Origin of the sequence: Amycolatopsis sp. CA-161197, assembly GCF_050942255.1 — a bacterium.
Lineage (GTDB): Bacteria > Actinomycetota > Actinomycetes > Mycobacteriales > Pseudonocardiaceae > Amycolatopsis.
In genome coordinates, this window is sequence record NZ_CP192059.1 from 2,588,137 (window position 1) to 2,601,308 (window position 13,172).

11 protein-coding genes and 1 pseudogene are annotated in these 13,172 nt (G+C 68.2%); 9 read left to right on the top strand and 3 right to left on the bottom strand.

Features of this window, described 5'->3' with window-relative positions; all coding sequences use genetic code 11:
• The first annotated feature begins 282 nt into the window (after positions 1–282).
• From ACQPXB_RS12425 to ACQPXB_RS12440, 4 genes are all read left to right on the top strand, one after another.
• Positions 283–2,124: an Hsp70 family protein gene (locus ACQPXB_RS12425; protein ID WP_432851606.1), complete on the top strand. Its 1,842-nt coding sequence runs from the start codon at positions 283–285 to the stop codon at positions 2,122–2,124.
• A gap of 75 nt (positions 2,125–2,199) precedes the next feature.
• A complete protein-coding gene (locus ACQPXB_RS12430; protein ID WP_360605301.1) occupies positions 2,200–2,394 on the top strand; it encodes a DUF3046 domain-containing protein in 195 nt (64 codons plus the stop codon).
• A gap of 247 nt (positions 2,395–2,641) precedes the next feature.
• Entirely contained in the window at positions 2,642–3,691 is a 1,050-nt protein-coding gene (gene recA / locus ACQPXB_RS12435; protein WP_366583751.1) for a recombinase RecA, read from the top strand.
• A 412-nt stretch (positions 3,692–4,103) separates the two neighbouring features.
• Positions 4,104–4,631: a regulatory protein RecX gene (locus ACQPXB_RS12440; RefSeq protein ID WP_366583831.1), complete on the top strand. Its 528-nt coding sequence runs from the start codon at positions 4,104–4,106 to the stop codon at positions 4,629–4,631.
• A 349-nt stretch (positions 4,632–4,980) separates the two neighbouring features.
• On the opposite strand, the gene eda is transcribed toward ACQPXB_RS12440, so the two are convergent.
• The 3 genes from eda to ACQPXB_RS12455 all read right to left on the bottom strand — a co-directional run bounded on the left by eda (position 4,981) and on the right by ACQPXB_RS12455 (position 8,932).
• Positions 4,981–5,607, bottom strand: a complete 627-nt coding sequence (gene eda / locus ACQPXB_RS12445) for a bifunctional 4-hydroxy-2-oxoglutarate aldolase/2-dehydro-3-deoxy-phosphogluconate aldolase (protein ID WP_432851609.1) — start codon at positions 5,605–5,607, stop codon at positions 4,981–4,983.
• Positions 5,604–7,529: a phosphogluconate dehydratase gene (gene edd, locus ACQPXB_RS12450; protein WP_432851611.1), complete on the bottom strand. Its 1,926-nt coding sequence runs from the start codon at positions 7,527–7,529 to the stop codon at positions 5,604–5,606. The genes eda and edd overlap by 4 nt, the downstream gene beginning before the upstream one ends.
• A 176-nt stretch (positions 7,530–7,705) precedes the next feature.
• Positions 7,706–8,932 carry a cytochrome P450 gene (locus ACQPXB_RS12455; protein ID WP_432851613.1) on the bottom strand — a complete coding sequence of 409 codons (1,227 nt, stop codon included), beginning with the start codon at positions 8,930–8,932 and terminating at the stop codon, positions 7,706–7,708.
• A gap of 1,005 nt (positions 8,933–9,937) precedes the next feature.
• Here ACQPXB_RS12455 and ACQPXB_RS12460 point away from each other — a divergent pair.
• From ACQPXB_RS12460 to ACQPXB_RS12480, 5 genes and pseudogenes are all read left to right on the top strand, one after another.
• Positions 9,938–10,858, top strand: coding sequence for a hypothetical protein (locus ACQPXB_RS12460; protein WP_432851615.1), 921 nt, complete (start codon positions 9,938–9,940; stop codon positions 10,856–10,858).
• 58 nt (positions 10,859–10,916) lie between these two features.
• On the top strand, positions 10,917–11,483 hold the full coding sequence (locus tag ACQPXB_RS12465) for a hypothetical protein (protein WP_432851617.1): 567 nt from the start codon (positions 10,917–10,919) through the stop codon (positions 11,481–11,483).
• Positions 11,484–11,514: 31 nt separating this feature from the next.
• Positions 11,515–11,835 (top strand): annotated as a pseudogene (locus ACQPXB_RS12470) (tyrosine-type recombinase/integrase); the annotation flags it as partial.
• Positions 11,836–12,028: 193 nt separating this feature from the next.
• Positions 12,029–12,316 carry a hypothetical protein gene (locus ACQPXB_RS12475; protein ID WP_220238087.1) on the top strand — a complete coding sequence of 96 codons (288 nt, stop codon included), beginning with the start codon at positions 12,029–12,031 and terminating at the stop codon, positions 12,314–12,316.
• Positions 12,313–13,143, top strand: coding sequence for a hypothetical protein (locus tag ACQPXB_RS12480; RefSeq protein WP_386956021.1), 831 nt, complete (start codon positions 12,313–12,315; stop codon positions 13,141–13,143). Before ACQPXB_RS12475 ends, ACQPXB_RS12480 begins: the two co-directional genes overlap by 4 nt.
• The last annotated feature ends 29 nt before the right edge of the window (positions 13,144–13,172 follow it).

A 13,172-nucleotide genomic window follows, 5' to 3' on the forward strand; every position in this document is an offset into this window, starting at 1 on the left:
CTGTCGCGAACGGTCCCTTCGCGACGAAAGACCAGGTCACGGCGCTGCCGACCACCCGACCGGGCGACCCGGACGTGCACTGCGTCACGTCCATGACCACTCGCCCCAACCCCTCCGCCCGGTCGTCCTCTCCAGGCGACCCACCAGCGAGATCGCGCCGGCTTCGGGATTGTGCGGTGCGATCGGCCCCCGGGCCGGTCCGACCGTACAATCCCGAAGCCGGCTCAAAGGCGATCTCGCACGCCCCGGCGGAGCCGGGGCAGAAACACAGGGGGAGTGGAAGTGCGGATCCTGTCGGTGGACCTGGGGACGTCCAACACGGTCGCCGTCCTTTCGGCGTACGGCAGGCCGCCGCGGGTCGTCGAGGTGGACGGGTCGGCCAACATGCCCTCGGCGATCTTCGCCGGCGAGGACGGCACGATCATGGTGGGCCGCGACGCCGAGCGCCGCGCGCGCCTGGACCCCACCCGGTTCGAGCCCAACCCGAAACGCCGCATCGACGAGCAGACGCTGCTGCTGGGCACCGACGTCGTGCCCGTCAACGAAGCCCTCGCCGCGATCCTGCGCCGCGTGCTCGACGAGACGACCCGCCAGCTCGGCGGCGAGCAGCCCGACGAGGTCCGCCTCACGCACCCCGCGCAGTGGGGACCGGTGCGCCGCAACGTCCTGCTGTCCTCGGCCCGGCTCGCGGGCATCGGCGCGAGCGTGGTCCTGGTGCCCGAACCCGTCGCCGCGGCCGCGCACTTCGCGTCGTTCCCGGGCAAGGGCCTCGCGCCCGGTCAGGCGCTCGCGGTGTACGACCTGGGCGCGGGCACGTTCGACGTGGCCGTGGTCGGCGCGACGCAGAACGGCTACGTCGTGCTCGCCGAAGACGGCCTGCCCGACCTCGGTGGCCTCGACGTCGACCAGGCGCTGATGGTGCACGTGGGGCGTGAGGTCTCGCACTCGGATCCCCAGCGCTGGCAACGCCTTCTGCGGCCGGAGTCCACCGCGGACCGGCGTACGCGGCGCGCGCTGCAGGAGGACGTGAAGGCGGCCAAGGAGGCACTGTCGCGGCACCCGCAGACCGAGGTGCCGATGCCGGAGCCGTTCAAGGACGTGCTGGTCACGCGCGGCGAGCTCGAAGGCCTGGTGCGCCCGGCGATGCTGCGCAGCGTGGAGCTGCTCGCGCGCACACTGCGGACGGCCGGGCTCACGCCGGACCGCCTCGCGGGCATCTACCTGGTCGGCGGGTCGAGCCGGCTGCCGCTGGTCGGCTCGATGATCGCGGAGAAGATCGGCGTGGTGCCCGCGAGCCTCGACCAGCCGGAAACGGCCGTGGCGCTCGGCGCGCAGCACGTGGCGCGCGACGGGCTGTCGATGCGGACGCAGAACGTGGAAGGCCAGGTCGCGGCGGGTGCGCCCGCGTACGCGCCGGGCGGGTATCCGCCGCCGCCCCCGCAGCAGCCTCCGGCCGGGTACGCGCAGCCGTCGTTTCCGGTGGGACCGGCGCCGTCGAACTTCCCGACGTATTCGCCGGCCACCGCTGCCGCCGCGCCGGCGAAGAAGAGCCGGACGAAGCTGTGGATAGGCGTCGCGGTGGCGGTGGTCGTGGTCCTCGCCGCGGGGCTCACGGTGTTCCTGACGTCGTCCTCGTCGGTGCAGACCTACACCGCGGACCAGTGCCGCACGCCCGGGCCGGCCGACGCCCAGGGCCTCACCGGGTGCCTGCGCCAGCTCGCGGGGAAGATCGCCGACACCGGCGGCTGCCATCCAGGCATGGGCAACGGCCCCGCCGCGCCCGCGCAGAGCCTCGGCGCCACCTCGACGTGCGCGGCACCGGGCCGCGCGGGCTCGCAGGTGACGTACGTGCAGGGCACCTCGGCCGCGGTGCTGAAGCAGTACACGGACGGGCTGCTCGCCTCCGCCGGCGGCGACCGCGTGGAGGCCGCGTGGAAGGGCAACGGACTGGAGGGCCACTACTCGTCAGCGGCCGGGCAGAACGCGGCGGTGCTGGTGTTCACGGTGTCCGACCGGCCGCTCGCCGGGTTCATCTACCAGGTCAATTCCGCAAGTCAGAGCGCCGCACCGACCCCGGGGACGCTGGCGGACTACTTCGAGCAGAGCGTGCAGCCCGGCGAGTGAGAAGTTTTCGTTCGCTGCCGCGGCGCGAACGGGCCGTTCGCGCCGCCGGGAAGGTCGCGAGTTAGCATTCGGCCGATGCGTATCACGGTGTTCCGGCGGCTCATGGCGGACGAGTTCGGCCCCGGACGGGCCGAGGTCCTGGCCCAGGACCACGTGCTCAGCGGGCTCGGGGGGAGGACCGTCGACCAGGCTCTGGCGGCGGGGATCCCGGCGAAGCAGATCTGGCGTGAGGTGTGCGAAGCCTTCGACATCCCGCCGGAACGGCGCTGACCTGCGGTTCACTGGTTCGTCCCGGGGAAGGGGAGCTCGGAAGGGCGAAAAATCCTAGCGGACGGGCGTGTCGCCACAACCCTCGAACACCTGTTCGTCTACAGTGTTGTGCACACCGGGGGCCGGCGATCCACAGATCGGTCGCCGTGCCGGGAATTGTCGGTCCCTCCCCGTAGCGTCGGACCGGACAGAGCTTGATCTGGACAACCGAACAAGCCACACAGGCCAACCAGCGAGGTGGACCCCAATGCCAGCAGCACCCGACAAGGACAAGGCGCTCGAACTTGCCCTTGCGCAGATCGACAAGCAGTACGGCAAGGGCTCGGTGATGCGCCTCGGCGAAGAGGGCCGCGCGCCCATCGCCGTGATCCCGACCGGCGCGATCGCCCTCGACGTCGCACTCGGCATCGGCGGGCTGCCCCGCGGCCGCGTCATCGAGGTGTACGGCCCGGAGTCCTCCGGTAAGACCACGGTCGCCCTGCACGCGGTGGCCAACGCGCAGAAGAACGGCGGCATCGCGGCGTTCATCGACGCGGAGCACGCGCTGGACCCGGAGTACGCCAAGAAGCTCGGCGTGGACACCGACGCGCTGCTGGTCTCCCAGCCGGACACCGGTGAGCAGGCGCTGGAGATCGCGGACATGCTGATCCGCTCCGGCGCGCTCGACATCCTGGTCATCGACTCCGTCGCCGCGCTCGTGCCGCGCGCCGAGATCGAGGGCGAGATGGGCGACTCGCACGTCGGCCTCCAGGCCCGGCTGATGAGCCAGGCGCTGCGCAAGATGACCGGTGCGATGAACAACTCCGGCACCACCGCGATCTTCATCAACCAGCTGCGCGAGAAGATCGGCGTCATGTTCGGGTCTCCGGAGACCACGACCGGTGGTAAGGCGCTGAAGTTCTACGCCTCGATCCGCCTCGACGTGCGCCGCATCGAGACCCTCAAGGACGGCGGCGAGCCGGTCGGCAACCGCACCCGCGTCAAGGTCGTGAAGAACAAGATGGCCCCGCCCTTCAAGCAGGCCGAGTTCGACATCCTCTACGGCGTCGGTGTCTCCCGCGAGGGCTCGCTCATCGACATGGGCGTCGACCAGGGCATCCTGCGCAAGTCCGGCGCCTGGTACACCTACGAGGGCGACCAGCTCGGCCAGGGCAAGGAAAACGCGCGGAAGTTCCTGCGTGACAACCCGGACATCGCCAACGAGATCGAGAAGCGCATCAAGGAGAAGCTGGGCATCGGCCCGCAGGTCGACGCCGAGGTCGTCGAAGCTGCGGTTCCGGCGCCGGTCGACTTCTGATCGGGAAGGGGAGGGGTGGAGTGCGCTCGCGGTGAGCGCTCGCCGATCCCCTTCCCTGGTGTCTTGTGGGGTCGAACCCCTACACCCCCGCCAAGGGGCAAGCCCCCTGGACCCCGGCGGGGTTGCGTTGGTGAGGTGAAGTCGCCGGGGAGGGATGGGTGTGGCGTGCTCGTTGAGGGCGCTCGCCGGTTTCTCTCGTCGGTGTCTTGTGGGGTGCGAACCCGCACCAAGCCTCGCTAGGCAAGTTTGCAGAACCTGGCGTAGTTGCGTTGGTGAGGTGAGTTCGCCCGCGTGGCCGGGTCGGCCCGTGGGTGGGGGAGTGGTGGCGCGTCGTCGGGCGGAGAGGGCTCGGCGGGGCGGAGGTGCAGAGGGTGCGTGAGGGAGGAAGGGCGTAGTGGCGAGGGCGCCGAAGGTGGAGCCGGCGGAGCTGCCGCCGGAGGAGCGGGCCAAGAAAGCCAAGGAGATCTGCTTCGATCTCCTGGCGGCGCGGCCGCGGACTGTCGAGGAGCTGCGGCAGACGTTGCGGCGCAAGGGTTTCGACGACGACACCACCGAAACCCTGCTCGGCAAGCTCGACCGCGCCGGCCTCGTCAACGACGCCGAGTTCGCCGAGATGTGGGTCAAAGCCCGGCACGCCGGTCAGGGCCTCTCCCGCACGGCGCTCGTCGCCGAGCTGCGCCGCAAAGGCGTCGACGACGAGATCGCCACCCAGGCCGCCGGCGAGGTCGACCGCGAGGCGGAGGAACAGCGGGCCCGTGAGCTCGTTCGCAAACGCCTGGGGTCCCTCGGCAACGTCGACGAGCAGACGGCCATCCGCCGCCTCCTCGGCTTCCTCGGCCGCAAGGGCTACCCGCAGGGCCTCGCCTACACCGTCATCCGCGACGAGCTCCGCGAATTCGGCGCCGAATCCAGCCTCCTGGACGACGCCACCATCGACTGATCTCGCCACCCGGCGCCGCGAAACCCGTTCCCGGAAGCCGAACTTCGAACTACCCGGCGATTCGCCAGGCGCACGACCGCGGCGAAGCATGGTCGCGATGAGGCACGGCTGCGGTGAGGCACGGCTGCGGTGAGGCACGGCTGCGGTGAGGCACGGCTGCGGTGAGGCACGGCTGCGGTGAGGCACGGCTGCGGTGAGGCACGGCTGCGGTGAGGCACGGCTGCGGTGAGGCACGGCTGCGGTGAGGCACGGTCGCGGTGAGGCGCGGCTGCGACGACCTACGGCTGCGGCGAAGCACTGCGGCCCTGCCGTTCCCCACCCCGCACGGGGAACGGCAGAGCAAGCCGGTTCAGCTGTGCAGTGCGGCGGCCTCCGCGGCCAGCTTCTCGACCGTCCCGAAGTCCTTGGCCGCCAACAGCTTCGCCGGCGTCAGCCAAGAACCGCCGATGCAGCCGACGTTCGGCAGCGCCAGGTACGACGGCGCCGAGTCCACGGTGATCCCGCCGGTCGGGCAGAAGCGCAGGTCCGGCAGCGGTCCCGTCAGCGACTTCAGGTAAGCTACCCCGCCGCTGGCTTCCGCCGGGAAGAACTTCAGCGCCGTCAAGCCGCGTTCGGCCAGGCGCATCGCCTCGGACACCGTTGCGGCGCCCGGCAGGAACGGCAGCCCGGTGGCGAAGCAGGCGTCGAGCACGGCGTCGGTGCAGCCGGGCGTCACCAGGAACTTCGCGCCCATGTCGGCGGCCTGCGCGGCCTGCGCCGGCGACGTCACGGTGCCCGCGCCCACGACGATGTCCGGCACCTCCGCGGCCACGCGCTCGATCGTAGCGAGGGCCACGGGCGTGCGCAGCGTCAGCTCGATCACCCCGATCCCGCCGGCGAGCAACGCGCGCGCGGTGGGCACGGCGTCGTCGACGTCGTCGATCACGACCACGGGCATCACGGGCGAAAGGGCGAGCAGGTCCGGACCGGTGGTCACTGACCGACCTCCTGGGTTTCCAAGGTGTGCAACGGCAGTCCGAGTGTGCCCCGCCCCGTGGGCGCGCCGCGGAGCAGGTCCAGCTCGGCCGTCAGCGGGCCGAAGACGCTCGCGCCCTGGTCGGAGGGACCCACCGCGCGGCGCAGCGCGCCGAACAGCTCCCTGCCGGTGCCTTCCACGAATGCCGGCGGAGCGTCCAGAAGATCACGGTGCGCGAACTCGTCGGCGTCGACCAGCACGTCGAGCGTCCCGGAGCGGGCGTCGAAGCGGACGACGTCACCGTCGGCGATGCGGGCGATCGGCCCGCCCACCGCGGCCTCCGGCGTGACCTGGATGGCCGCCGGGATCTTGCCCGACGCGCCCGACATGCGGCCGTCGGTGAGCAGCGCGACCTGGAAACCACGGTCCATCAGCACACCCAGCGCCGGCGTGAGGCCGTGCAGCTCCGGCATGCCGTTGGCCTGCGGCCCCTGCTGCCGTAGCACCACCACGACGTCACGGTCCAGCTCACCGGCCTCGAACGCGACCGCGAACGCCTCCTGCGACGTGAACACCCGCGCCGGCGCCTGCACCACGCGGTGCTCCGGCGCCACCGCCGACACCTTCGTCACGGCCCGGCCGAGGTTGCCGGCGACCATGCGCAGCCCGCCGTCCGGGGCGAACGGCCGCCACACCGGGCGCAGCACGTCTTCGTCGAGGCTGCGGGTGGGCACGTCGCGCCATACCAGCTCGCCGTCGGACAGGATCGGCTCCTGCGTGTAGCGGCGCAGCCCGAACCCGGCGACGGTGTGCACGTCCTCGTGCAGGAACCCGGCGTCGAGCAGCGTGCCGACCAGGAACTGGATGCCGCCGGCGGCGTGGAAGTGGTTGATGTCCGCGCTGCCGTTCGGGTACACGCGCGCCAGCAGCGGCACGACGGCCGACAGGTCCGAGAAGTCGTCCCACGTCAGCTGGATGCCCGCCGCCGCGGCGATCGCCACGAGGTGCATCGTGTGGTTGGTCGAACCACCCGTGGCGAGCAGCGCGACGATGCCGTTCACGAACGCTTTTTCGTCCAGCACCCGGGAAACCGGCGTGTAGGACGCGCCACGCGACAGCTCGACCACGCGCCGCCCGGCCTCCTCCGTCAACGCTTGGCGCAGCGGCGTGTTGGGCGGCACGAAGCTCGCACCCGGCAGGTGCAGGCCCATCACCTCGACAACCATCTGGTTCGAGTTGGCCGTGCCGTAGAAGGTGCACGTGCCGGCCGAGTGGTACGACGCCGCTTCCGCATCGAGCAGGTCTTCGCGCGTCGCGAGACCCTCGGCGTAGAGCTGGCGCACGCGGGCTTTTTCCTTGTTGGGCAAGCCGGAGTTCATCGGCCCGGCCGGCACCAGGATCGCCGGCAGGTGCCCGAACGACAGCGCGCCGATCAGCAGCCCGGGCACGATCTTGTCGCACACGCCCAGCAGCAGCGACGCGTCGAACAGGTCGTGGGACAGCGCGATCGCCGTCGCCATCGCGATCACCTCGCGGCTGAACAGCGACAGCTCCATGCCCGGCCGGCCCTGCGTGACCCCGTCGCACATCGCGGGCACGCCACCCGCGAACTGCGCGACGCCGCCCGCCGCGCGCACCGACTTCTTCAGCCACGCGGGGTACTCCTGCATCGGCTGGTGGGCCGACAGCAGGTCGTTGTAGGACGACACGATCGCCACGCCCGGCGCGCGCAGCTCGCGCAGCGCCGCCTTGTCCACGCCGTCCATCGCGGCGAACCCGTGCGCGAGGTTGCTGCACGCGAGACCACGGCGCACCGGGCCTTCTTCGTGGGCGGCGGCGCTGCGGGCGAGGTGCGCGGCGCGCGTTTCGGCGCTGCGTTCGACGATGCGGGCGGTGACCTCGGCGACGACGGGGTGCACCGCCGGGTCGGGTGTGCTGCTCATGTCCGGCTCCCGGCTCACTTCGTGGTGGGGTCCGCGGGACGGCAGCACTGGCGTCTCAGGAACGTGACGGCCACCACGGTAGCCGGTGTCGGGCGGGTTATCAAAATCGATTCAGTAAATCCCCGGCAAACAGCGAGCCGCACCCGCGTGTCGGGTGCGGCTCGCTCGTTCCGGGCTCACGGGGCCGTGGTCGTCCAGGTGACGGGCAGCTCGTGGACGCCGTAGATGTTCATGTCCGTCCGGAGTTTCACCTGGTCAGCGGGGATTGCGAGCTCCAGGGTGGGGAAGCGCCGCAGCAGCGCCGCGAACCCGGCGCGCATCTCGATGCGGGCCAGCTGCTGGCCGAGGCACTGGTGCACGCCGTGGCCGAACGCCAGCTGGCCGCGCGAGTTGCGGCGGATGTCCAGCGTGTCCGGGTTCTCGAAGCGCCGCGGGTCGTGGTTGGCAGCCAGCGTCGAGACGACGACGGTCGAACCGGCCGGGATCGTCTCGCCGCCGAGCTCGAGGTCTTCGGTGGCGTAGCGGAAGTTGATGTCGACCACCGACAGGTACCGCATGAGCTCCTCGACGGCCCCGGGCAGCAGCTCCGGGTCGGCGCGCAGCTCGGCCAGCTGCTCGGGGTGTTCCAGCAGCGCGAACGTGCCGAGCGCCAGCATGTTCGCCGTGGTCTCGTGGCCGGCGAGCAGCAGCAGGAACGCGATGCCGGTGAGCTCCTCGATGCTGAGGTCCTCCTGCCGGGCCAGGTCGGACAGGATGTCCTCGCCCGGGTTCTCGCGCTTTCCCGCCACCAGAGTGCCGAGGTACGTGGTCAGCGCACCGTAGGCCGCCATCTTCTCCTCGAGCTCCTGCTCCTTGACCAGGAACTTCGCGGAGTTGGCCTGGAAGTCGGCCCGGTCCTCGTACGGCACCCCCAGCAGCTCGCAGATCACCAGCGACGGCACCGGCAACGCGAACTCCTTCACGAGGTCCACCGTCGGCGTCAGCCGCGCCATCGCGTCCAGCTGCCGCTCCACGACCTCGGCGATGTGGTCCTCCAGCTGCTTCATCCGCTTCACGGTGAACGCGCCCGTCAGCTTGCGCCGCAGCCGCGTGTGGTCCGGCGGATCCATCGCGATGAACAACCCGGGCACCTGCGGCGACGGCTCCGTGGCGGGCGGCATCCCGGGCGTCTCGTAGGGCACGTGCATGACCCCCAGGTCCTGCCGCGAGCTGAAGCGCGTGTCGGCCAGCAGCTGCCGCACCTCGTCGTACCCGGTGACCAGCCAGCCCTCGTGCCCGTCCGGGAAGAGCATCGGACTGACCGGCCGCGCCTCCCGCAACCGCGTGATCTCCCGCGGCGGATCGAACGGTCCCGCGTCGCGCTCCATCGGCAACCCCTGCGGGTCGGACACCGTCTGGCTCATGGGACTTCCTTTCGTGGTGGTCTTGGGGACCACTCTGGCGGCACCGGCTGACACGGCCCTGATACCGCTCTGACACCGCCGTCGCAGCCGTGTCCGGACTGAAACCCGCCGTGCCATCCACCGCCTGACCAGCACCCTCACGGCCGGTCCGCCACGACACGCCCCGAGAGGGGTCGACTCCCAAGGTCAAGAGGCAATACGCTAGGGAATGTGCTGCTTATGCCACCCCGGTTTCTGACCTGCAGGGCAGCGTCTGTGTAGTGCTTTGACCTGGGGTTTTCGGCTGGTCGAGTCTGGTTGTGTCCGGGCCGGTCCGAACCTCTGACGGCCTGTAGACGGCCTGGGGCCGGCCACCTGAGTCTTTCGGGGCTCGGTCGGCCGGCCCTTCGCCATGCCCGCCGCCCAGCTACTCAGCGTGTCCACTGTCGTGCGTCGGGCGGACTGATCCGTCGTCCTCGCCCTTGCCCGCTTGAGTGCCGTGGTGTCGGAGTCAAGGGTGAGCGCAGCTCACCGCGCAGCGACGCCGCAGGCGCCCTTGATGCCGGCGGCTCGGCGTTCGACCCTCGGGCGCGAGGATGACGGCCTGACTCTGAAGGTGAGCGTCTGGGAGTCTGTCTGGCTGCCTCATGGCGGCTCTGTGGTCGTATGCGCCGCTGGCGGCGGTGTGCGCACCTCGGCCGCTCCTCCGGCGGGCTCGCCCGGCGGCCGGCCAGAGCGGAGCGGAGGCCGGTCCGCCATCGGCGACGCCCGCTGCACGTAAGGCGACCGTTCGCGCGCCGCCGCTGGCGGCGCGCCTTGATCCCATAGAGCCAAATTCGGCAGCGAGCATAGGTACCGCGAAAAGGCGTGAGGGGCTCCCCTTGTACGGGACGGGTGGTGGAGGGGACCGTTCCAGTTCGTAGGATCAGCGTCCGGTGCTGATTCACCAAGTTTACTGAAATCTTGCCAAGCGTTATCGGGGTGAATGATTGTTGCATAACCGCTTGGACCTCCTGGCCTTCGGATATGCTGTCCGGCATGTTTGGGCGAAATCGCTTCAGTGGTGGCGGTGCTTTCCTGGTTTACCTCTGGATGTTCGGCGTACCGATTTTTGTGGTTCTTTTAATTGTTGGGATAATTGGTGATCGCCGCGATTGGTGGTCCGGTTGGCCATACAGTACAAACATGCTAACTGCTGCAACTGGAGCCGCTATCGGGATACCTTTTGCTGTAAGTGTGGTTAACAGGCTTGGTAAAGCTCAATCTGATGCCCAGCAGTGGAACTCGACATGGCGCTACGCGCTTCAGGTTACCGCTTCTTTGAGGAAGAACTCTGGTTCGATGGAAACTCGCGACGGGTGTGATTCTGAGATTGTTTACATGCGCAGGCGAGCTATTTCAATCGGCCGAGGAATCATTGCGCTGAATCAAAAGATGGTTCAAATAACGGGGCCTAAGAGTTATCCTGCCGTAGTGGGGCCTGGCACGGAACTTGCGCTTCAGGGGTACAATTTAATGAAGGAATCCCTTCAGGTCGCCGTGGACGAATTGAAGGAGTTGAGGACGCTCGTCTTATCTCTATTTAATGGCAGGATTGAGGCGAAGTCAAAGAGCTTGCAAGCATATTCCGATTGGCAGACGATAGATACTGTTATTCGGCCGAGGATTGCGGAGCAAGTGGGGTCTTGGGTTCCGATAGATGCTTACGTTAATCTAACCGAGGGGCGGCCGCGATATTCTCCGGCGGAGATTTTTGTTGCGGACATAGACAGGTTGATCTCGCTTATAGAGAACGGGCAAATGGTGGCGCCTTATGGATTGCCAGACGAAAGGCTATTCGATGGATTGATTGATGAAATAGGCAAAACAATGACAATGAGAAATTCTGTGACACTATTGGAGTTAACGATAAATACTCTGCAACAACGAAACTCATTACGTAGATAGCTGTGATATGTTGCGGAATGCCTGATTAAATGAATTTTTAGCTAAAGTGCTGGACCACATGATTTCCCAGCTGGAAAGTCAGGTGTTCCCGTTCTACGGAGAGCGCAGTTTGGCCACGTGTGAAAGTACGGATCTCCTGAGGAAGTGGTTGAGCTGGCTCAACGAGCGGCCGAAACCGCTTGCGGGCAGCTATCGGAAGCAGCTCTTCGACATGGTGTCGTCCATCTGGGACGCGGCGGTCGTCGACGAAGAGATGACCAAGAACCCCTGCAAAAGTGCCTCCATCACCGCGCCTAAGGCGACGACGCAGGAAGTGCAGGTGTGGCCTGAGCGCAGGATGTGGGCGATCGAGGCGTCGATTACGCCCCGGTTCAAGCCGGTCGTCCCGATCGGCGCCGGACTCGGGTTGCGCCAAGGCGAGACGTTGGCGTTTAGCCTCGACAACGTCGACCGGGAGCGAATGGTGTATCGCTGCACGCGTCAGCAGATCGTCGCCAAGGGGGTCCGGAAGTTCAAGCTGCCCAAGGGACGGAAGGTACGGGAGATCCCGCTCGGGTACGGCCTCCTGGAGGAGCTCGACGCCTACGCCGAGGAGTACCCGCCGGTCGCCGTGACGCTTCCCTAGGGAGCAGGACGGCAAAGAGTTCGAGACGGTCAACCTGTTGATGACGAAGAGCGACGGGATGCCGTACAAGAACCAGTCGTTCTACGAGGGTGTCTGGAAGCCCGCGTTCGTGGCCGCCGGCCTCGTCTACACGAAGGACGTCGACGGGATGCATGCCCTCCGGCACCTGTTCGCATTCCTCATGCTGTCACGTGGAGTGAGCATCAAGGAACTCGCCGTGTACCTAGGTCATTCGAGTGAAGCCTTCACTCTCCGCGTCTACACCCACCTCATGGAAACCAGCCACGAACGTGCCCGCGCGGCGATCGACAGCGTCTTCCGACCGGCCGACCGGCTCGCAAACGCGGCCTGACCAGCGATCACACGGCCTGGACACGGCCTGGGCCCTCTCAGAGGGGCTCGACAGGGGTTGACTTCCCTGGTCAACAGGCATGAGTCTGGCAAATGTGCTACTTGTCACATAGCACAACGCGAGGCAGAGTCGTACGTGGCGAAAGTGATCGTCACCCGGTTCCTGTCAGCCCCACCGAACAGGGAGGCTCCCGATGTCCACCACAGAGCTCGCCGAACTGCGGCGCACCATCGGCCAGTTGCGGCAGTGCGTGGGCGCCCTGCGCTCTCGGTACGGCGACGCGTCGGCGGTGCGCCGGCTGGCCAACGATGTCGAGCGCCTCGACATCGACACCGCGGAGCTGGACGGCCACCCGCACGCCGTGCCGGCGCAGGCGAAACCCGTGGACCGCGTGCCCGTCCCGGACACTCCTTACGATCCGGCGTTGTGGCAAGGCGCCGATGACGAGGGCGTTGGCGGCTACAAGCGCGACCAGCGGTGAGCGCCCCCGCTGACAACGACGTCAGCCGGGCCGGCGCCGGCGTCCGCTCCCCGGGGCGGGCGCTTCTGGCCGACCGGACGTTGCGCACCGACCGGTGGTGGCTGCAACCCCTGCTCACCGTGCTGGGGCTGGCGACCTTCATCGTCTACGCGACCGTTCGCGCCTTCGTGCGCACCGCGTACTGGGTGCCCGACTACCACTACCTGACGCCGTTCTACTCGCCGTGCGTGTCCACTTCCTGCGTCGAAGGCTCGAGCCACTTCGGGCACTGGTTCGGCGACTTCCCGAGCTGGATCCCGCTCGGGGCGCTGGTCCTGCCGTTCCTGCTCGGCTTCCGCCTGACCTGCTACTACTACCGCAAGGCGTACTACCGCTCGGTCTGGTTCTCGCCGCCCGCGTGCGCCGTGGCCGAGCCGCACGGGAAGTACACCGGCGAGACGAAGCTGCCGCTGATCATCCAGAACGTGCACCGCTACTTCTTCTACGTCGCGGTGATCGTGTCGCTGGTGAACACCTACGACGCCGTGGTCGCGTTCCAGAGCCCCAGCGGGTTCGGCTTCGGGCTGGGCAACATCATCATCGTCGCGAACGTGGTGCTGCTCTGGGCGTACACGCTCTCCTGTCACTCGTGCCGGCACGTCACCGGCGGCAGGCTGAAGCACTTCTCGAAACATCCCGTCCGGTACTGGGTCTGGACGCAGGTCTCGAAGCTCAACACCCGGCACATGCAGCTCGCGTGGACCACGCTCGGCACGCTGGTGCTGACCGACCTCTACGTGATGCTCGTGTCGAGCGGAGCCATCGCGGATCTGCGTTTCGTCGGCTAGCGTCGGCACCCTCTCTCCGGCAGTAGTAA

Bases quoted from the DNA above. Each gene is read 5' to 3' on its own strand.
- ACQPXB_RS12430 (WP_360605301.1), top strand. From the start codon at position 2,200: ATGCGTATCACGGTGTTCCGGCGGCTCATGGCGGACGAGTTCGGCCCC.
- recA (WP_366583751.1), top strand. From the start codon at position 2,642: ATGCCAGCAGCACCCGACAAGGACAAGGCGCTCGAACTTGCCCTTGCG.
- edd (WP_432851611.1), bottom strand. From the start codon at position 7,529: ATGAGCAGCACACCCGACCCGGCGGTGCACCCCGTCGTCGCCGAGGTC.
- ACQPXB_RS12455 (WP_432851613.1), bottom strand. From the start codon at position 8,932: ATGAGCCAGACGGTGTCCGACCCGCAGGGGTTGCCGATGGAGCGCGAC.
- ACQPXB_RS12460 (WP_432851615.1), top strand. From the start codon at position 9,938: ATGCTGTCCGGCATGTTTGGGCGAAATCGCTTCAGTGGTGGCGGTGCT.
- ACQPXB_RS12465 (WP_432851617.1), top strand. From the start codon at position 10,917: ATGATTTCCCAGCTGGAAAGTCAGGTGTTCCCGTTCTACGGAGAGCGC.
- ACQPXB_RS12475 (WP_220238087.1), top strand. From the start codon at position 12,029: ATGTCCACCACAGAGCTCGCCGAACTGCGGCGCACCATCGGCCAGTTG.